The organism is Porphyromonas gingivicanis JCM 15907 (genome assembly GCF_000614585.1).
Taxonomy (GTDB): domain Bacteria; phylum Bacteroidota; class Bacteroidia; order Bacteroidales; family Porphyromonadaceae; genus Porphyromonas; species Porphyromonas gingivicanis.
Map to the genome: position 1 here is coordinate 65,749 of NZ_BAKX01000007.1, position 19,612 is coordinate 85,360.

A 19,612-nucleotide genomic window follows, 5' to 3' on the forward strand; every position below is an offset into this window, starting at 1 on the left:
GGAGCATAGCAAAGCAAAAAGTAGAAATTTGTAAAAAAGAAACGGTTACTCGCTACCAAAGGATAGATGGAAAGGAAGCAACAAATAGAAGGGAAAAAATCTTTTTACATAGGGCAAATGGAAAATATATATTGGACAATTTGAGAGCATAAGGGAGGTTTTATTCGTTGTCTCAAAGATCTGCTTGAAAGAAGCTATCGCCCCTAATTCGTGGAGAAGTGTTGCTAAGATTTTTAACCATTAACCCTTTTGCGAGTTTGCAAAGAGGGTTAGAGACAAAAGGTACGATGGTTTCGCTCCAAAGGATTAACCCTTTCTTTTCTAACCCTATCAGAACGTAACAAATAGGAGGTAAGAGATAAGGAAAACTATCTCAAGAAGAGATGCTCTGCTCGTAGAGATGTTGATGAAGTCGGCTCTATCAAAGAGCCACAGAAATAGAATTAAGAAGAAAATAGAGTAAGGAGAACAATTAAAAAGCTGTTGTAAAGCGGTTCGTTAGTTTCTCCGATCAATTAGGTATGTGTGATGGCGGAGTTAATAATTGCGCTCCACGAGGAAGTCTACCAGCTGTAACATCGAGTGGCGATAGGGAGAGTCTTCAAAGCGTAGTATAGCCTCTTTAGCACGTTCAGTATATAGCAATAGCTTTTCGTGTGCCAATGAAAGAGCATCGAACTTATGCACATAGTTCATTAACTCTTGGAGTGCCTCTTCATTGCTCGGAGCCTTTTCGATACAGCTACGCATCTTTTCTTGTTCCTCTGCGGAGGCTTTTTGGTAGGCACAAATAAGGGGCAGGGTGATTTTACCCTCCAAAATATCGTTACTCGTTGGTTTTCCTATCTCTTTAGAGGGCGTATAATCGAAGATATCATCTTTGATTTGGAAAGCATAGCCCAAGTTTTTCCCGATAGAGGAGCAAAGTAGAAGTTGTTCGCCCGAAGCCTCTACGCTACGAGCCCCCAAGAAAGCAAAGGCTTCAAAGAGAGCTGCTGTCTTTTTCTCTATGATATTGATGTACTGCTCCTCGGTGGTCATCTTACTATCTTGCGCTGCTTCTATCTGTCTTAGCTCTCCTTCCGAAAGTGCCTTCCCTACTGAAGCGGCAATCTTCATAAGCTCTTTACTGCCCGATTCGGTAGCCTGCATAAAAGCCACCGAAAGCAAATAATCGCCCACCAAGACGGCTACATGATTGCTGTAAATAGCATTGAGCGTCAAAGCTCCTCGGCGACGAGGCGACTGATCTATAACATCATCATGAATTAGCGAAGCCGAGTGCAATAACTCCAAGAGTACCGCAGCATTTACACTCTTCTCGGAGGGAGTGCTCCCGCACATTCCCGCACATAAACCGAGTAATAAAGGACGAATGTGTTTGCCCGTAGTACCATTTACATGGGTCAAAGCCTCTTGAACCAACCCAGAAGTATTCTGAAAAGAGTTCGCAAAAGATGTCTCAAACTCCTGACGAAAGGTCTCTATGGGTTGAGCTATTTTCCGTAATACATTCATCCTATATGCTTTTAACTCTCTAACAAACAAAAATACAATAAAGTTTCAGAGTTAGAAAAGCTGGAAGCAAAAAAGTGAAGCCGTGAAGGACTCGGGGCAAGGGCTCTACAAAGAGGCGAGACAACGGCTCGATAAGAATAGAAGAACCCCACGTAGAGAGGAGCAACGAGAAAAAGGGCAAAGCGATATAATCACGTGAAAAATTGTACTTTTGTAAGGCTATTACTCTCTTAGAGCAAGGGAGTAACTGCCCGATGAGACCTTTGTAGCGTCTTCCAATGGCTCGGTAGCTTAGCTGAATAGAGCGTCAGATTCCGGTTCTGAAGGTCGTGGGTTTGAATCCCACCCGAGTCACTTCTCTCGATAATAGTAACATGCAACCCGTGGTACGTAGACACAATAACTTTTCAACAACCACTATGAAAAGTATTATCTTCTATACCATAGCATCTCTTTTGCTACTGCTCCTCCTCCTAATTCCTACCTTCTGGAAAGTGTATGCGTGGCACACTGCCGTGACAATCACAGTAGGATGTATTCTATCCGACATAGTAGGACGAAGGATTATGCGCCATAGAAGCAAGAAGAAATAGATAGCTATACCGCTCGAAAGAGTCTTTTATCCCCTTTGACAAATCTGCATAAAGGAGTCTTCCCTACCCTTACAACTGCTCTGTACTCTCTTCAACAAAGAGATTAGAGGCGCTTACGTTTGCGCCAAACCTCCCAAGCATAGGCTATCTTGCCCGATAGCGATATGATAAGCACAGAGCATATAATGAGCCCTATCCCTAAGAGGTGCATAGGCGTTAGAGGTTCGTCGAAAACCAATATCCCTATTACTACGGCAGTGAGAGGTTCGAGAGCACCCAAGACCGAACTAAGAGTAGAGCCACAGAGCTTTACACCCTCTACGAGCGTTATATTCGCCACAACGGTGGGTAGGATAGCCAGTAGCAACATCAACCCCCATCCTTTGGCATCGGGTATAGGTTGTATTCCGCCCCAGAAATAGGCAATAATGAGGAAACCTATACCACAAAAAAGCAGGGCATAGAAGGAGAGTTTGATGTTATTCATCCGTTGCAAGATGCTTTTATTGACTATCACCATATAGGAAGCATACGCCAATCCTGTAACGGCGACGATGAGAAATCCACCAAAGGGTATTGGTTGCACACCACTGCCCACGCCTGTAATAAAAAGCACACCTACGAAAGCGAGCAGAATAGCAAGCATAACCAGCAGTGTGGGCCGCTGTCCGTAGAAGAGGAAAAGCAGAAGTATAACGTAGATCGGATAGGTGAAGTGGATAACCGTGGCGATACCTGTGGGCATATAGAGGTAACCCAACTGCAATCCCATAGCGGAGCATACGTAGATAAGCCCCAGAGAGAGGAGGAGCAACGCTTCGTAACGGGTTATCTTGAGCTCTATCTTCTTGACCCAAAGGATAAGCAGGAGCAAGAGAGCCGCCCAGAGAAATCGGTACGCCAGTATAGAGGGAGTGAGCATCCCCATAGCCATCAACGGCACTGTAAAGAGGGGGATAAAACCGAACGACATAGAGGCAGAGGCCGCCATGGCTATACCTCGGATTTGCTCACGCATAGTAGGGAGAGTGTTTAGCGGTGCACTTTCTAATCTTTCAGGAGCATAAAACAGCTAATCGGCTTGTGGTCCGAAATGGTTGCCTCCTGCTCTATACGGCAGTTGTACGACTCTATCTGCTCGGAGTGCATAATGTGGTCAATGCGCACCCCGAAGCGTTTGAAGCGGAACGAAATACCCCAACCACAGCCACTGTGCGTATAGGCATCTACCATATCAGAAGCTATGCGAGAGCGAGTATAGGAGATAGGCGTATCGTTAAAGTCGCCACAGACAATTACATAAGGTGTTTTGCTCTGCGCACAATCTATCGCTATGGCGTCTGCTTGCTCGGCTCTTCTTCTAAAGGCAGGTGTAAACTTCGCCTTAACCTTATCTCTAAGACCGATAGGGTCGCCCCCTTTGGCAAGCTCTACATACTCGTTGGCATCGGCACTCGTAAGGTAAAAAGATTCCAAGTGAAGATTATAGAGCTGCACCTCCTTGCCCTTTACATCGAGGGTATAGACCACTCCCCCATTGAAGCGAGAGTTAAGCGAGAGTAGGCGAGTATCTTTTACGGGAAATTTCGAGAGTAACATAAGACTTGTACCTCTATCTTTCTGAGCAAAGCGCAGTATAACGTGCTGATACTCGGGTAGATAGCGCGCAATATGACGCATAGAAACATAGGGAGACTTCTTGCCCGAGGTGTATGCCTCTTGCAAACAAATAATATCTGCCTTAGACTCTTTGAGGTAACGGAGTGTAGGGTTAGGCTCTTTTTCGGTATGCTTTAGAAAGCCAAATCCATGACAGTTTAGCGAAAGTACTTTTATCGCACCCTCAGGTACGACCTGTTCTTTGAAATGTAACGGCATGTAGGTGGTAATAGGACCCCACGTTACAATAATCAGTATCATATTGAAGAAGAAACCCCTCCACTGACGCTTTATGAGCCTATAAAGCAAGAAAAAACAAACTCCCACCAATAGAACTGGAAAAGCTAAGCCAAGAAAAGCTGGGAAAAAGAGTTGCTCTGGAGACAAAACCATCGAAAGTAATGCCAATAAATAGAGAGCCACAATGAAGAGATTGAGCATCCAAGAGATGGAATGGAATATAGTATAAAAGAAATGCCTCATAGGCTCTCTCCTACTCCTTTTATGCTTATTGCTTTTGGGCAATGCAGTCATTGGATTTTTATCCATATAGAGACTCTTACTTTGGGTTGTCTTCTGTTTTCTGAAAAAGTATGTTACGCTCCTCTTGAGTCAATACCGAGTAACCCGAACGCTTAACCTTTTCCAAAATAGTCTCTACGGTAATCGTTTTTTCGGAACTGGTTTCCTTCTTTTGGTCAGAACCTTTTTTCGATTTACTACGCACAGAAGCATGCTTTCGAGCACTAAAGAAAGGCTTTGAAAAGAGGTTTACTACTCTATCTATAACTCTTCCTATCCCTTGAGTTATGTCTATTCCTTTAGTTCTGAGTAATGCTCCAAAGAGAGCTCCCGAAAGAATTCCACCCAAATGAGCCACTGTCCCACCCAGATTGCTCTCATTATTGAAGAGCAATATAGCCATGATAATGACAATAGAGAGAGTCCTATAACTTATAGAGGTTACAATAAAGAAAGGCCTACGCTTATGGGGTACATACATACCTATGGCACTTATCAAACCTAACAACGAGGCAGAAGCTCCATACAGAGGCAAGCGCAGTTTATAGATGCCTATAAGTTCCATTAATTCAAACGTAAGGGGATAAAATAATCCACCTATGATACCAGAAAGAATGTAGAGGCCTATGGTTTGTCTATAACTGAAGAAACGGGAAAACTCTGTGCCAAAAAGGTAGAGTAGCAGCATATTGACAAAGAGATGCCCTATGCTACTATGAAACCACATATAGGTGATAAGCGTCCACGGCCTTATGAGCAACGTGTGCAGGCTTCCACTCAAAGAGAGGTAAGGGTCAAGGAAATAACGGCTCGCCCAACCTGTAATCGAAAAAAGCTCCGATAGTAACCAATACAAAATAGAGAGTACAATGGAGATTAGCACCAACTTTTGCGTTGCTGTGGCGGTTCTCCATCTCTCTATAAGCACTCCTTTTTTAAACATAAGGTCTGTCTATATATCCTCTTTTACGCCATAAAAGAATAAGTATGATGCCTCCTATCATACCTCCCAAGTGAGCAAAATGGGCAATACCATCCATTCTACCTGAGATACCAAGGAAGAGTTCTATCAATCCATATATAGCTACAAAATATTTTGCCTTAATGGGTATCGGTATAAACATCATATAAATAGAGGCATTAGGAAAGAGCATACCAAATGCCAACAGAAGACCAAACACCGAACCCGATGCACCTATCGTAAGCACTCGATTAAGGAAAGAAGAGACAAGCATCTGCCCTCCCTCTGAAAAAGTGATGATAGAAGCTCCCGAAGCAACAATATCATGAAGTTCTGTGTACCAGAATATCTGCTGTGTGAGTGCTGCCGTAAGGGCGCAAACAATATAGAAAGTGAGAAATCGGCTCCTACCCCAAAGACGTTCTATCGAACCTCCAAACATAAAAAGAGAGAACATATTAAAGAATAGGTGCGATAGCGAAGACTCATCATGTAGGAAGGCATAAGTAATAAACTGCCACACACGGAATTGCTCTGCCTCGAAATAATGAAGCCCAAACATATTGGTTAGGCTGAAACCCATACGTCCAAAGACAAATTGGGCAAACCACACCAAAGCATTTATAATAATGAGATTGAGCGTTACGGGAGGCAAAAACTGCTTCAAACGCTCATAAAAATTTCTATTTTGGTATTCGTAATAATTCATACGCTTCTTGTCTTTTTTCTATTTAGTACCATGTATTTGTCGAACCACCCGTATAGAGATTGCTCTGTTGATATTTGAGATCTTTGAGCAAACTTGACTTCACACCGATAGTTACACTATACGACTTGTAATGACCTATTGGTATCACGTTGGCAGTAAGTTCCCAGCAATGGAGGTCTCTTCTTATAGATATAGTCATGTTGGTTACCTTCTTGAGGTCAAAGTTATAGTTGGCATCAAAGAGGAACGACCAATTTTTCGTTGGTTTTATATCGCCCCTAAAGCTCAAGTTGTGGGTCAATTTGTAGCGATACTCCTTTTTGTGGATGTCGAAGTTCGAGTGGTCATACCCCAAACTCATACTATAGTTGAATGAGAAGCTCCACGGAAAGTTCCATACTACATAACCATCATCGTCCCACTCTTGATCACCAAAAGGTTTATTACCCCCTCTTCGTGCAAAATTACCTTTATCTCTACCTACCGAAGGTAGTGAAGAGTCTTGCGATGTACTGGTATTATTGGCATCGTCTTTAGAGGATGTATCGGAAGTAGAGGACTTCTCCTCACTACTTTTACTGAGTAGTTTATTGAAAAAAGCTGTGATCTTTTTACCCGTTTCGTTATTAAAGGTGTAACTAAAACCTGTGCCCGTACCGATAAGACGACCGAACCCCTTACCATTGAAAATACGGAGCTTATCTATCCTTTTCGGTATTACTCTGCCCGAATCATCTATAGTATAATCATACAGATAGGTGTCGAATGTACCATTGAGACGTAATACAAACTTTTCCGAAAGCCGTAGAGCTAATGTAGCATTGATATTAGTCCACTTAAAGGAATCTGCCATCATGTTATACCCTATATTCCAATCAAATTGGTCTATAAGGCTAATCTTCTTAAAGCCTTCGCCTACAGTATCTCTATCGTTTCGTAACTTCATTTCCAAGTTATTGGCAAAGCTGAAATTGATAAACCCAGCCTTGTCTCTACCCGGTACACCAAACATATTGCGACTAAAAGGCGAATAAATCTCTTCTCTCTCTACCCCATTTTTGTCTTTGTAGCGGAGGGTTTGATAGTAGCCCAGCGATGGGTCGCCGAAATCGGGCGTATAGCTTAGAGAGACCGAAGGGCTTACACGATGGCGTATCATCTGTACTTTATCTCCAAATATGCGCCATGGCTTAAAGAAACCATACAGTGTGGTAGAGGCAGAGAGCGCAGCACTATAATCATGAAGATGATAGAATCCAAATGTTGTATCAGCATCTATTACTCGTTGTGCTTCATCGCTCCATTTACGACCTATCTTCTTTGTGTACCAACGAGCATTGTAGTTGAACGAAGGGGTTATCTTGATATAATCTAAAAGGTCGAACGATGCCGATATAGGTATCCTATGTTGCATCCCATTATTCCAATCCTTTAATAGATTAGACTTTAATATTTTGTCCTCTTTGGTTACAATACTATTACGGAAAGAACCGCTATAACTGAGCGAAATCTTCTCATACCAACGTTCTTTACCTACTCTTTTGGTACGCTTAAAGGGGTAAATAGTACTCAAAGAAAGTGAGAGATTGGGCAAAGAGACAGAAAGTGTTGAGTCGCTCGAACGCTGATCTATGTTCATTGCAGCGGTGATATTGAGCGGTATGTTATTGAAACGACGTGAATAGCTTATACTAGACCCCTTAGTGTTCTGAGCCCTCACGTCAGGATTATACATGGTATTGATTGAATTATGGTTATAACTACTCGTAGAGAAGTTTACACTTGCTGAGAAAGTACGTAGGGGATCGACCTTACGATCCTGTGTATGCGACCAGTTGATGCTGAAATCTTTTGAATTACTATAATCTCCCGGTATCTGTTTATCACCCCTAACAGTCGAAACAAAGCTCACATTTACATTGCCACTATATTTATAGCGACGCACATAATTGGAAGTGGCAGAAACACCCCACGAACCTCGTGTATAAATATCTCCAACCAATTTGAGGTCTACATAGTCGTTAATAGCATAATAGAAACCTCCACCTCGGAAGTAGAACCCACGCTCCAATTCATCACCATAGGAGGGTAAAATAATACCTGATGTACGCTTTTCATTAAAAGGAAAGAAGCCAAAAGGTAAACCTATCAAGTAAAGCGGTACACCCGCCATAACCATATAAGCAGGGCCTGTAACGATATTCTTCTCAGGGACTACCTTGGCACGTGTAAGGCGGATATAAAAGTGCGGATTATCATGGTTATCGCAAGTAGTATAACGACCCCCTTTGACAAACATCGTATTGTCGGACATACGCATGGATTCTTCACTGGTAAGATAACCCTCACCCTGTTGTGTCAAAGCCCCTGTTATATACCCCTTTTGAGTGCGGAAGTTATAAAGCATAGTCTTACTCTCGAACTTCTGATCGCCCTCCGAAAAAGTAGGATAAGCCATAGGATGCCCCTCGTCATCCAAAATATATTGTGCATAAACCTGCGAACTATCTGTGTTGATGTACATAAAGTTCGACTCTAAGTTCATCGTTTGGTAACTCACTTTAGAGGGACCAAAGAAGTAGACTTTGTTCTGCCCTAAAAGCACAATAGAGTCTTGTGCCGAAAAGTTTACTACATCTTCCAAGACAATAGGCTCTTCCGAAGAGGAAGGCAAACTATCAGCCTCTACCGCTATCGAATCGGTTGGAGTTGTTACTATCTCAATACTTTCTTCGGCATTGGAAACTTTAGCCAGCTCTAAAGCAATACTATCTACTTCCATTGACTGAGAAGAGTCGGAAAGGGCAATAGAATCCTCAATCACTAAAGTATCACGCTCTTTACTTTGAAGAAGCGTATCTATAAGCGGTAGAGTAGCCTCTACCTCGGGGGATAGTATTGGTTGATTTTTGAAAGAAAGCGTATCAGCAGATGTGGAAAGCTGTAAGGTGTCTATTGACATCTTAGCTGTAGCCTCCGAAGAGGTATGCAAGGAAGTAGTTCGCGTTTTACACGAAACAGCAAAAAACAGTAAAGCCAAGAGTAGTATACTCAGCTTCGCTACACAAAATCTGTATCTACTGTACATTCAACCCCTATTAGTCTGTCCACAAAGTTAGTGCTTTCTATGTGAAATGTATAGAGACCCTTATAGGGTCTTATCGAGTCTTCATAGCGAATACCTTAACTGCTTTTTCCAAGCTCCTATATCTTTACTTCTCCAAACCCTCTGTGTAAACTCTTAAAACCATTAACCCTTTGGAAAGTTAGCACGGAGGGTTTCATACCGAACCATTATACCTTTTCAAAAGAATGATATACCATTCAAAATAACCTTCAGTATTCACTTATCAACAATTTACCTCCAACATGACTTTTTCTATAATATAAATAAGGAATAATCTTTATTCATCTTTCGTAGTAGTAGTAGGGGGTGTTGATATGTTGATAGTCTAAAAGTAGAAGAAAAACTGAGAGAAAGTTCTTTGGACTTCTCTACATAGTTAAGCATAGTAATAAACCATTTATTTATAAGTTATCAATAGTTTATTGACAAGATAACATACTGATAAATAGAGTAGAAGATGATTTATAAACAAAAGTAACCTGCTTTTAGCCTCCATTTTTCTATGAATAGATTTCAAAAGCTCTTAGAATGAATGTATATAAGTGGTTGAATAGAGAAGGAATAAGTTGTGCTAACTTTTCTTGCATTGTATATAAATGCTTTGCTTACAAAAAAGAAATGAAGAAGAAGCATAGAGTTAGCTTTTCTTTTCAACTTGTTTACAACAGAGTTATCGTCCAATTATCGACAGTTATTGACACTACTTTTTCTTCTGACAGATTGTAATAAACTATTGTATTGATTAGAAAGAGTGGTAGATGGTAAGAATACCCTATTTTCTACGCTATAAAGGGGGATAAGTATATTTAACTATCTTTGTAGTATAGATGCTTAGAGTATGGAAGTGGAAAAAAATATCTTGTCCGAAGCTGATGTTACAGCAGAAAAATCTACTGACGAACGCTTCTCTTTGGTAGCAAAGACCCTTGCAGGATTGGAAGAGGTGTTGGCGCAGGAATTACGCCAATTAGGTGCTCGGAAAGTAGTTGTGGGTCGGCGTATGGTGAGCTTTGAGGGCAATAAAGAGCTACTCTACAAAGCTAATTTTCATCTTCGTACAGCACTTCGCATCTTGAAACCAATCTATGAGTTTCAATGTACTCATGTGGAGCAACTCTATGATGAGCTTTCCCACTTCAATTGGATGCGTTATCTACGTGTAGACCAAACTTTCTTGATAGACCCAGTGGTCTATTCGGAGTTTTTTACGAATAGTCGTTATGTAAGTTACCGTGTAAAAGATGCTGTTGCCGATTTTTTCAAGCAGTATCATCCTGAGGGATTGCGCCCTTCGGTATCGACTACATCTCCTCATGTACGTTTCAATATACATATTGCTGGGCGTAATGTAACTTTATCAATAGATAGTTCTGGAGAGAGTCTCCATAAAAGAGGTTATAAGGTACGTCAGACACCTGCGCCTATCAATGAGGTATTGGCAGCAGGTATATTGCTCAAAGCAGGTTGGAATGGTTCGTGCGACTTGATTGACCCTATGTGTGGCTCAGGTACTTTCTTGATAGAAGCGGCTCTTATAGCTCGTAATATAGCTCCTGCTACGTGGCGTAAGAGTTTTGCCTTTGAAGAGTGGCGTGATTTTGATCCCATACTCTGGCGTTCTATACGAGAAGATATTTCACAAGAGATTCCTTTTCAACACCACATATATGGAAGTGATATAGCTTCGGATGCCATTGCTGTGGCACAAAGCAATATCAAACATACAGGTTTATCTTCTGATATTACCCTCGAAAGGATTAGTATGGAGGAGCGTGAGGGACCTGAACAATCCTCTTGGTAGTTATCAATCCACCCTATGGAGAGCGACTTAATCGCTTTGACATGGAGCGTCTTTATGGTATGATTGGTACACAGCTCAAACATAAGTATACAGGGTCTAAGGTATGGATTATAGCTCCTCGTCAGTCTTTTTATAGTGCTATTGCTTTGCGCCATTCTTCCAAAGAGATACTTTTCAATGGAGATATTGAGTGCGAGCTAAGAAGCTATGATCTTTTTGCGGGCAAGCGAGAAGATTTTAAGCGAGGAGTTACCAATCAGAAAGAGCCTTATAAAGGTAAGAGAGACTTACGAAAAGAGGGAGAAAAGCCACGCTTTTCTGATGCTAAGAAAGAGCGTAAACCTTTTGAAAAGAGGGAGAGTAAAGCTCCTTATCCCAAGAGAGAGGAGGGGCAATCTTACCAAGAAGAAACAACAATGCCTCGTAGAAGGGCTCGTATAGGCGAGCGTAAATCTTTTGAAGCGTTGCCCCGAACACGTTTTGCTCAAGAGGAGCGACGTCGTAAAGGACGAGCTATACAAGTATTTGAAGAAGGTGATAATTAAACAAAGTACAAGATAGATTCAACATTATATTTGCTATGAAGAAATTTTTCCTACAAGCCCTGCTTTCCTTACCCTTACTATTGGGTGTGCCAATGCTCCAATCCGAAGCAATGGCACAGAGTAGTCCAGGACTCTATACCTTAGAAGATGTTACCGCTGGTGGACGCACTTTTTTGAAGAATTTCTACCCTCAATATATAAGTCGCCTACAATGGATCGGTGACCAAGCTGTTTATGTAGAGGGTCAAGAGATTCTTTTAGTACAGGGTAAAAAAGGAAGTAAAGTACTGCTTTCTTTAGAGGATGTACGCCGTATCATAGCTCATGATAATTCTTTTTCAGAGTGGAAAGTATTTCCATCTTTTGTTTCCATTAAGGGACACCCTAATTGGATAGCTATTTTGTCGCCTACTGCTTGTCACATTGTAGATGTACAGAGCAAAAGTTGGGTACGTAGTTTTGCTCTTACTCCTATGGTTGGAGGAGATAATTATACGCTCTTAGAGCTTAATCCTACTATAACACATGCTTTGGTACGCTCTTCTGATGGAGCTTTACTAATAACCCCAGCGTTGAAAAGTGTCACAGAGAAACCCTCTTTTGAGCTTGTTGCTCGCAATGAGGAGGATAGGATTCTCTACGGAGAAGCGGTGCATCAACGAGAATTCGGTATAGAGAAGGGTACTTTCTGGAGTCCTGATGGAAATAAATTGGCGTTCTATCGAATGGATCAATCTATGGTAGCACCCTATCCTATTGTTACTATTACTGAAAAGAAAGCACAGGTAGCCCCTCTTCGTTATCCTATGGCGGGCGATGCCAGTCATCATGTTACCTTGGGGGTATATGACCTTGCTACTCGTTCTATTACTTATATGAAGAGCGAAGGAGACCCTGAGCATTATCTAACTAACATTGCTTGGTCGCCCGATAGCAAGTCTATTTTTATGGCAGAAGTAAACCGTGCACAAACTCGTTCTGATGTAAATCAATACGATGTGGCTACGGGAAAACAACTTAAAACGCTCTTTACCGAGCAGGATGATAAGTATATAGAGCCAACTTATCCCATGGTGTTTCTCCCCAATAGCAACCAAGAGTTTATTTGGCTCTCTCGTACCGATGGCTTTAACCATATCTACATAGGTAACATTACACAGGGCAAGCTCCGTCAAGTTACTTCGGGAGCATGGGAAGTAACTGCTTTCAAAGGCTTTAGTAAAGACGGAAAAAAGATTTTCTTCGAAGCCACAAAGGCAAGTCCTTTGGAGATGCGTTTATATAGTGTAGGTATAGATGGCTCTAAATTGACCGACTTAACCCCCGATAAGGGAGTACATAATACGCAGTTGAATGCCTCTGCTACATCGTTTATAGATATTTATTCTTCTACAATAGTACCTCGCAATATCCAATTACGTACTGCATCGGGCAAACTTATTAAGACCCTACTTTCAGCTCCAGACCCTACTAAGGGTTATCGTATGCCAGAGATAGAGTTGGGTACACTAACCAGTACCGATGGTACTACAGAGCTTCACTATCGCCTTATTAAACCGTTGGACTTCGACCCTAATAAGAAATATCCCGTAGTAGTATATGTTTATGGCGGTCCCCATGCTCAGTTGGTCACCAACTCATGGATGGCTGGAGCTCGAGGATGGGATATTTATATGGCGCAAAAAGGTACATTATCTTTACTTTGGATAACCGTGGCTCTGCTAATCGTGGACGTGATTTCGAGCAAGCTATACATCGTCGTGTAGGTACTATAGAGATGGAAGATCAGATGCGAGGGGTCGATTTCCTCCTTGAGCAGGCTTGGGTCGATCGTGAGCGTATAGGAGTTTACGGCTGGAGCTTTGGCGGATTTATGACTACGAACCTTATGCTTACGCACTCAGACATTTTCAAAGTGGGCGTAGCAGGTGGTCCTGTGATGGATTGGAGTCGTTACGAAATAATGTATGGAGAGCGTTACAACGATGCACCCAATGAGAATCCCGAAGGATACAAGGCTAACAACCTCACTTTGCGTGCTAAAGATCTTAAGGGACGTTTACTCCTTATCCACGGATCAGTAGACCCTGTGGTAGTTTGGCAGCATGCCCAAGCCTTTGTTGAGCAAGCCATAAAGGCACGTACCTACCCAGACTGTATGTACTACCCTACTCATGAACACAATGTAAGTGGAGTAGATAGAGTGCATCTTAACACAACTATCGCTCGTTATTTCGAAGATTTTCTATGACTTTCTCTTATTATACTTTCTACAAAGAACCATTCTAAAACAACGAGGAATATAAGTTTACTGAAATTATGGAGGACAAACGCACTTCAGGACGTCTTAACGTCTTACTATTAGGCTCTGGAGGGAGAGAGAGTGCCATGGCTTGGAAGCTCTCTTGTAGTCCGCATCTTGAGCTATTATTTATAGCTCCGGGCAATGGAGGTACAGAGCAGTACGGGACAAATGTACCCGACTTAAATATAAAAGATTTCGAGGCCGTAGGGCGTTTCGTTATTCAGCATGGCATAGATCTATTGGTTGTGGGTCCTGAAGATCCATTGGTAGAGGGCATTGCGACTATTTCGAAGAACGCAGAGAACTATTCACCCACTTACTTGTAGTAGGACCTAATGCTTCGGGCGCTCGTCTGGAGGGGAGTAAAGACTTTAGTAAAGCCTTTATGATGCGTAACCAAATCCCCACAGCTCTCTATCAATCTTTTGCTGCAGACGAAAGGCTGAGGCATTAGCATTTCTTGAAACGCTTCGTCCCCCTTACGTACTCAAAGCAGATGGTTTGGCAGCAGGCAAGGGAGTACTCATCGTACCGACAATAGAAGAGGCTGCTAATGCTTTTAACGACCTTGCAGAAGGTACTTGGGGTAGTAAGGGACAACGCATTGTCATCGAGGAGTTTTTGCAGGGCATCGAGTGTTCTGTTTTCGTAGCTACCGATGGCAAGGACTATAAGATACTTCCCATAGCGAAAGACTATAAAAGGGTAGGCGACGGAGATACGGGCCCCAATACGGGGGGTATGGGTTCGGTAAGTCCTGTGCCTTTTGTAGATGATGCCTTTATGAAGAAGGTTACCGAAAGAATCGTAGAGCCTACACTCCAAGGATTACAAAAGGAAGGTATCTCTTACAAGGGCTTCATCTTTTTAGGGCTTATGAATGTCGAGGGTAATCCTTATGTTATTGAGTATAATTGTCGCTTGGGAGACCCCGAAACAGAAGTGGTTATGCTGCGTATAGAAAGTGACTTTTTGCTCCTTCTCAAGAGTATGGCAAATGGTTCACTCAAAGAGTATCAACTCGAAGAAGACCCTCGAACGGCTGTTTCCGTTATGCTGGTCTCTCGAGGTTACCCGGGTAGTTATATCAAAGGGTATGAAATGACACTTCCTGAGCCTACGTTCGAGACACAATTATTCCATGCAGGCACGGCAATTACCGATGGTAAATTAGTTACTTCAGGTGGTAGGGTATTGGCTGTTAGTTCGTATGGCAACAGCCTCGAAGAGGCTCTTAATAGAAGTTATACAGTAGCCCAACAAGTACTCTTTGAGGGCAAAAACTATCGTCATGATATAGGCAAAGATCTTTTGCTCGATAGCTAATCTTACAGACTATTGTCCCTATCCTTCTCTAACCTAAAGCATAGGCAGGGGGATGGATAGGGATACTTTCTTTTTTGTTCGCTCCTTTCTCCTCTTCTCTATTGTGAAAAGGCATTCGATATTCTCTAAGAAACGCCCTTACGACCGCTCTCTTTTTTGGATAGCCTTGCTCTTTCTGAGCGCACTCTTCCTGATGCGTTCTTCTTATCCACTGCCTGTTCTTAGTCAAGGGTATTTTTTAGATCTCTACCCTCTTCTACCCTCTTCTTTCGCCCCTACGGTAACTCTCTTTCTTTTCTTAGTAGGTTTGCTTGTGGTGCGAGTTACTTCCAATGTTTATGTACTGGACGATGAGGATGAGCGAAGTAAGGCTACTTTACTTTCGCTCTTGCTTTTTTTTCTTTTTCCTCTTTCCTTCGGCTCTCACCCTGCCCTCTCGGCAATTCCTTTTTGGGGTCTTGCGCATTATACGCTCTATGCCTCTTATCGAGAGAAGAATGCCCCTTTTGAGATAACCGACTGTGCTATTGCCCTTTCGTTAGCTACAATTGTTTGGCCACCCTCTATCCTTTTGGTGCCAATAATGCTCTTTAATATCATAGACTTGCAGGCTTTTTCGGGGCGTAACTTGTTGGCATTTCTCTTTGGATATATCGCTCCATTTCTGCTCTTGGCTACTATTCTCGTTATGGGTGGATGGCAAAGTGCTTTTCTCGTTTCCTTAGAGCCGATGGTACAGCTACAACCTATTGTTTATATTGACTATCTGCCCAGTAGAGTCTTATTTTTAGGTGGAGGTGTATTACTACTACTCTACCTATGGGGTATAGCAGGTGCTATGATGCACCTCTCCAAAAAGAAAGTAAAAGTGCTACAACTGACGGCCACTCTTATGCGAACTCTATTTTTGCTTTTGGGCGGATGCCTCTTTACACAGCACTTAGAGGGCTTTTTATTGCTAATGATTTTGCCCACAGCACTGCTTCTCTCGGGTGTTATACAGCGCAAGAGGCTCTTCAACATCTTGATAATACTTCTCATGATAGTAATCCTTGCTCTTTGGAGCTGGCTTTATTATCCTCATTTTACCCAATTATTCCACCAATCTGCTATATAGTATGTCTGCTCAACGGCTCTTCCTCTTAGACGCTTATGCGCTTATTTTCCGCTCTTACTATGCCTTTATCCGCTCGCCCCGTATCAACTCTAAGGGGATTAACACGAGTGCCCTTTTTGGTTTTACTCTGAGTTTATTAGACATTATAGAGAAGGAAAAACCCGATTACTTGGCGGTTGTCTTCGACCCCCCAGGAGGTTCTTTCCGACATGAGGAGTACCCCGAATACAAGGCACAGAGAGATGAAACGCCAGAGGGTATTATTTGGGCTGTGCCAGAGATAAAGAAACTGCTCGAAGCTATGGCTATCCCGACGGTTGAAGTGCCTCGTTACGAAGCGGACGATGTGATTGGAGCGTTGGCTCACCGAGCCGAAAAGGAGGGATACGATGTCTATATGGTAACCCCAGATAAAGACTATGCCCAGTTGGTTACCGACCGATGTCGCATATACCGACCTTCTACCAAGGGGTACGAACTATGGGGTCCGCAGGAAGTATGCACCAAATTTGAGCTGAACCATACTCATCAGGTGATAGACTACTTGGGCTTAGTGGGCGATAGTGCCGATAATATACCCGGTTGTAAGGGCATCGGTCCTAAAACCGCCTCGGAACTGCTCCGCTCGTATGGTTCTATCGAGGAGATATACAATAACATAGCATTGCTAAAGACAGGTACTCGCAGCAAATTGGAAGAACACAAAGAGATTACCCTACTCTCTCGATACCTTGCAACCATCTGTACCGATGTACCGATAGATCTACCCATCGCTTCTTTGGTACGTAAGCAACCGCACACAACGCTTGTACAACGCCTTTTCGAGGAGTATGAGTTCCGCTCATTGGCGAAACGTATAGATGTTTTGGCACACGAATCCAGCAACGGAGAGCTACTCTTTTTGATGCTTCCGATACATCAGCTCCCCCTTTAACAGAGGAGTCTATTGAGCTAAAGAGCGCAGAAATAGACCTTTTTGACTTAGGTATGGGGCAGGAGGAAGCTCCTAAAAAAAGATTGGCAGACATCCCCCATCACTATACCATCGTTACTACCGAGGAACAGCGTACTGCTCTTTGGAAGCGACTCAGCACCGTTCAGTACTTTGCCTTCGATACCGAGACCGACGGACTCGATGCTATGAGTTGCTCCATAGTAGGGGCATCTTTCGCTCCTGCCGAGGGAGAGGCATATTTCCTACCCTTACCACCTGATGAGGCTACTGTGCGTGAGTGGCTTGCTCCACTTCGTACCCTTATGCAGGAGTCTACAATACTCAAAATAGCACAGAATGCTAAGTTCGACCTCAAAGTACTGAGCCGTTATGGGGTTAATGAGGTAACATCGCTTTTCGATACCCTTTTGGCGCACTATCTGATAGCCCCCGAACGTCCGCACAACTTGGATTCGCTCGCCGAGCAATATTTATCCTACACTCCTATAGCCTATGAGGAACTTGCTTCGCAGAAGAAATTCGACTTGCGCCAAGATGTGCCCTTGGATTTGCTGGCAGACTATGCTTCGGAAGATGCCGACGTGGCACTCCGACTCTACCCTATCTTGCGTGATGAGCTACAACGTTTAGGCATGAAGACCCTCTTTGAGGAGGTCGAAATGCCCCTTTTGCAAGTACTGCAACGTATGGAGGAGCGAGGCGTACGCTTAGATACCGACCGCCTTTTGGAAGTAGCTAAGGGGTTGGAAGAGGAGATGAAAAAGCTCGAAGAAACCATCTATACCGAAGCGGAACAGCCTTTCAACATCAGCAGTCCCAAGCAGGTCGGAGAGATACTCTTCGAGAAAATGAAGATCAGCAGTCGTCCCCGAAAGACTAAGGGAGGAGGCTATGCCACGGGCGAAGAGATCCTCCTGCAGTATGCCAGCGAACATCCGATTGTACAGCATATATTGGACTATCGAGGCGTAAAGAAACTTATGAGTACTTACATAGAGGCTTTGCCTACGCTACTCTATCCCGATGGCAAGTTGCACACCTCGTTCAACCAAGCGGTAGCGGCTACGGGTCGCCTCTCAAGTAGCAATCCGAACCTGCAAAATATACCGATTCGCTCTGCCGTGGGGCAGGAGATTCGCTCCGCTTTAGTACCCGATAGCGATGAATACCTCTTCTTGAGTGCCGACTATTCGCAGATAGAACTCCGCCTTTTGGCGCATCTAAGCGAAGATGAGCACTTGATAGATGCTTTCTGTCGAGGCGAAGATATTCACCGCACCACCGCTGCCCGCATCTACAAGGTAGCTCTCGAAGAGGTTACCCCCTTACAGCGTTCGTTCGCCAAGACTGCCAACTTTGGCATCATCTATGGTATCTCTGCTTTCGGACTAAGCCAGCGACTGCACATCCCCCCGAAAGAGGCACAGAGTTTGATTGATAGCTACTTTGCCTCCTATCCCTCGATAAAGGCGTTTATAGAGCGTTGTATAGAGCAGGCACGAAATAAGGGATATGCCGAGACCATTATGGGTCGTCGTCGTTACCTGCCCGACATCAATAGTCGCACTGCAACGGTACGCTCGTTTGCAGAGCGCAATGCCGTCAATGCTCCCATACAGGGTACAGCTGCCGACTTGATAAAAATAGCTATGGTGCGTATTGATAAAGCTCTTCGGACGAAGCAAATGAAGAGTCGCATGATACTCCAAGTACACGATGAACTGAACTTCGATGCCCATCGTTCCGAAATAGAGGAGCTTACCCACTTGGTACACCACGAAATGACGCATGCTATGGAGGGGTTACGAGTACCTTTGGAGGTGGAGATTGGGGTAGGAGCTAACTGGTTAGAAGCCCACTGATAGCGCCTTTGCTCCGTTCGTATATCTGTTTCCTTATACCTTTGGCTACGTTGAGAGCCTACGAATAAGCCCTTTTGTAAGCACTTTATAGAACCCAATAGGAGACCTAAAAAGAAATCCCTCACATTGATTGTCGGTGTGAGGGATTGTTGTAAGATAAGTACGCTTCTGTGCTTACTTTTCGGTAGAGCGTTGCTGTGTTTCAAAAGGTATAACCCTTTCGTTTGTTTGCACGGATGGTTTTGCAAGTTTGCACGGACCTTTTAGGCAAAAGGGTTAATGGTTTGCCGAAATAGGGTTGTACCTTTCTTCGACTACCCTCTGTGTATGGGGGGTAAAACGAAAAGTACAATGGTGTAGTGTTAGGATTGTTGGCTTAAATGTTTGATATATCGATAGTTAAACACGAAAAATAAGGATAAGGAGAGAGAAACGAAAAGTACATTTCGCTTTAAGTCACTTGAAATTGACTTTAATTTTTCGGTGAAGTGTTTAGCAGGTGTTTAAGTGCTACTTTAAGCACGCTTTAATTGGGTTGCATTCGCAGCCCTTTTTTTGTGCCTTTTCTTCTCGTTTTTGCGCTTTCTTGGTAGTTTGTATAGGGTTACGGCT

14 protein-coding genes, 1 tRNA gene and 1 pseudogene are annotated in these 19,612 nt (G+C 43.2%); 10 read left to right on the forward strand and 6 right to left on the reverse strand.

What is annotated here, in order from left to right:
• Positions 1-537: 537 nt before the first annotated feature.
• The gene (locus JCM15907_RS07680) at positions 538-1,518 is read right to left on the reverse strand and encodes a polyprenyl synthetase family protein (protein WP_025843359.1); all 981 of its coding nucleotides are present in this window, start codon (positions 1,516-1,518) and stop codon (positions 538-540) included.
• Between the two features lie 280 nt (positions 1,519-1,798).
• Between JCM15907_RS07680 and JCM15907_RS07685 the strand changes: the two genes are divergently transcribed.
• Positions 1,799-1,872, forward strand: a tRNA-Arg gene (locus tag JCM15907_RS07685).
• A gap of 65 nt (positions 1,873-1,937) precedes the next feature.
• Positions 1,938-2,111: a hypothetical protein gene (locus JCM15907_RS13040; RefSeq protein WP_159099929.1), complete on the forward strand. Its 174-nt coding sequence runs from the start codon at positions 1,938-1,940 to the stop codon at positions 2,109-2,111.
• Positions 2,112-2,214: 103 nt separating this feature from the next.
• Here JCM15907_RS13040 and JCM15907_RS07690 read toward each other — a convergent pair whose 3' ends face one another.
• From JCM15907_RS07690 to JCM15907_RS07710, 5 genes are read right to left on the reverse strand one after another with little or no spacing between them, the layout of a single operon-like run.
• On the reverse strand, positions 2,215-3,129 hold the full coding sequence (locus JCM15907_RS07690) for a DMT family transporter (protein WP_025843360.1): 915 nt from the start codon (positions 3,127-3,129) through the stop codon (positions 2,215-2,217).
• 29 nt (positions 3,130-3,158) lie between these two features.
• Positions 3,159-4,319 (reverse strand): endonuclease/exonuclease/phosphatase family protein, encoded by a 1,161-nt coding sequence (locus JCM15907_RS07695; RefSeq protein ID WP_051522442.1) that lies wholly within the window; start codon positions 4,317-4,319, stop codon positions 3,159-3,161.
• A 10-nt stretch (positions 4,320-4,329) separates the two neighbouring features.
• The gene (locus JCM15907_RS07700) at positions 4,330-5,235 is read right to left on the reverse strand and encodes a rhomboid family intramembrane serine protease (protein WP_025843362.1); all 906 of its coding nucleotides are present in this window, start codon (positions 5,233-5,235) and stop codon (positions 4,330-4,332) included.
• Positions 5,228-5,962, reverse strand: coding sequence for a rhomboid family intramembrane serine protease (locus tag JCM15907_RS07705; protein WP_025843363.1), 735 nt, complete (start codon positions 5,960-5,962; stop codon positions 5,228-5,230). The genes JCM15907_RS07700 and JCM15907_RS07705 overlap by 8 nt, the downstream gene beginning before the upstream one ends.
• A gap of 22 nt (positions 5,963-5,984) precedes the next feature.
• Positions 5,985-8,954 (reverse strand): putative LPS assembly protein LptD, encoded by a 2,970-nt coding sequence (locus JCM15907_RS07710; protein ID WP_242396864.1) that lies wholly within the window; start codon positions 8,952-8,954, stop codon positions 5,985-5,987.
• A gap of 973 nt (positions 8,955-9,927) precedes the next feature.
• Here JCM15907_RS07710 and JCM15907_RS13715 point away from each other — a divergent pair.
• The 8 genes and pseudogenes from JCM15907_RS13715 to polA all read left to right on the forward strand — a co-directional run bounded on the left by JCM15907_RS13715 (position 9,928) and on the right by polA (position 19,000).
• The gene (locus JCM15907_RS13715) at positions 9,928-10,890 is read left to right on the forward strand and encodes a THUMP domain-containing class I SAM-dependent RNA methyltransferase (RefSeq protein ID WP_051522443.1); all 963 of its coding nucleotides are present in this window, start codon (positions 9,928-9,930) and stop codon (positions 10,888-10,890) included.
• Positions 10,884-11,435: a hypothetical protein gene (locus JCM15907_RS13720; RefSeq protein ID WP_051522444.1), complete on the forward strand. Its 552-nt coding sequence runs from the start codon at positions 10,884-10,886 to the stop codon at positions 11,433-11,435. The genes JCM15907_RS13715 and JCM15907_RS13720 overlap by 7 nt, the downstream gene beginning before the upstream one ends.
• A 35-nt stretch (positions 11,436-11,470) precedes the next feature.
• On the forward strand, positions 11,471-13,201 hold the full coding sequence (locus tag JCM15907_RS11400; RefSeq protein ID WP_242396865.1) for a S9 family peptidase: 1,731 nt from the start codon (positions 11,471-11,473) through the stop codon (positions 13,199-13,201).
• Positions 13,138-13,686 (forward strand): alpha/beta hydrolase family protein, encoded by a 549-nt coding sequence (locus JCM15907_RS13475; protein ID WP_242396866.1) that lies wholly within the window; start codon positions 13,138-13,140, stop codon positions 13,684-13,686. Before JCM15907_RS11400 ends, JCM15907_RS13475 begins: the two co-directional genes overlap by 64 nt.
• Positions 13,687-13,754: 68 nt before the next feature.
• Positions 13,755-15,066, forward strand: a pseudogene (gene purD, locus JCM15907_RS11405) (phosphoribosylamine--glycine ligase).
• Between the two features lie 52 nt (positions 15,067-15,118).
• Positions 15,119-16,183: a DUF6427 family protein gene (locus tag JCM15907_RS07730; protein ID WP_025843365.1), complete on the forward strand. Its 1,065-nt coding sequence runs from the start codon at positions 15,119-15,121 to the stop codon at positions 16,181-16,183.
• Between the two features lies 1 nt (position 16,184).
• Positions 16,185-17,117, forward strand: a complete 933-nt coding sequence (locus JCM15907_RS13875) for a 5'-3' exonuclease (RefSeq protein WP_036885633.1) — start codon at positions 16,185-16,187, stop codon at positions 17,115-17,117.
• A gap of 53 nt (positions 17,118-17,170) precedes the next feature.
• Positions 17,171-19,000 (forward strand): DNA polymerase I, encoded by a 1,830-nt coding sequence (polA, locus tag JCM15907_RS13880; RefSeq protein WP_306305486.1) that lies wholly within the window; start codon positions 17,171-17,173, stop codon positions 18,998-19,000.
• Positions 19,001-19,612: the final 612 nt, after the last annotated feature.

Coding starts and splice junctions, on each gene's coding strand:
- JCM15907_RS07680 (WP_025843359.1), bottom strand. CDS start 1,518: ATGAATGTATTACGGAAAATAGCTCAACCCATAGAGACCTTTCGTCAG.
- JCM15907_RS13040 (WP_159099929.1), top strand. CDS start 1,938: ATGAAAAGTATTATCTTCTATACCATAGCATCTCTTTTGCTACTGCTC.
- JCM15907_RS07690 (WP_025843360.1), bottom strand. CDS start 3,129: ATGCGTGAGCAAATCCGAGGTATAGCCATGGCGGCCTCTGCCTCTATG.
- JCM15907_RS07695 (WP_051522442.1), bottom strand. CDS start 4,319: ATGGATAAAAATCCAATGACTGCATTGCCCAAAAGCAATAAGCATAAA.
- JCM15907_RS07700 (WP_025843362.1), bottom strand. CDS start 5,235: ATGTTTAAAAAAGGAGTGCTTATAGAGAGATGGAGAACCGCCACAGCA.
- JCM15907_RS07705 (WP_025843363.1), bottom strand. CDS start 5,962: ATGAATTATTACGAATACCAAAATAGAAATTTTTATGAGCGTTTGAAG.
- JCM15907_RS13715 (WP_051522443.1), top strand. CDS start 9,928: ATGGAAGTGGAAAAAAATATCTTGTCCGAAGCTGATGTTACAGCAGAA.
- JCM15907_RS11400 (WP_242396865.1), top strand. CDS start 11,471: ATGAAGAAATTTTTCCTACAAGCCCTGCTTTCCTTACCCTTACTATTG.
- JCM15907_RS07730 (WP_025843365.1), top strand. CDS start 15,119: ATGGATAGGGATACTTTCTTTTTTGTTCGCTCCTTTCTCCTCTTCTCT.
- JCM15907_RS13875 (WP_036885633.1), top strand. CDS start 16,185: ATGTCTGCTCAACGGCTCTTCCTCTTAGACGCTTATGCGCTTATTTTC.
- polA (WP_306305486.1), top strand. CDS start 17,171: ATGGGGCAGGAGGAAGCTCCTAAAAAAAGATTGGCAGACATCCCCCAT.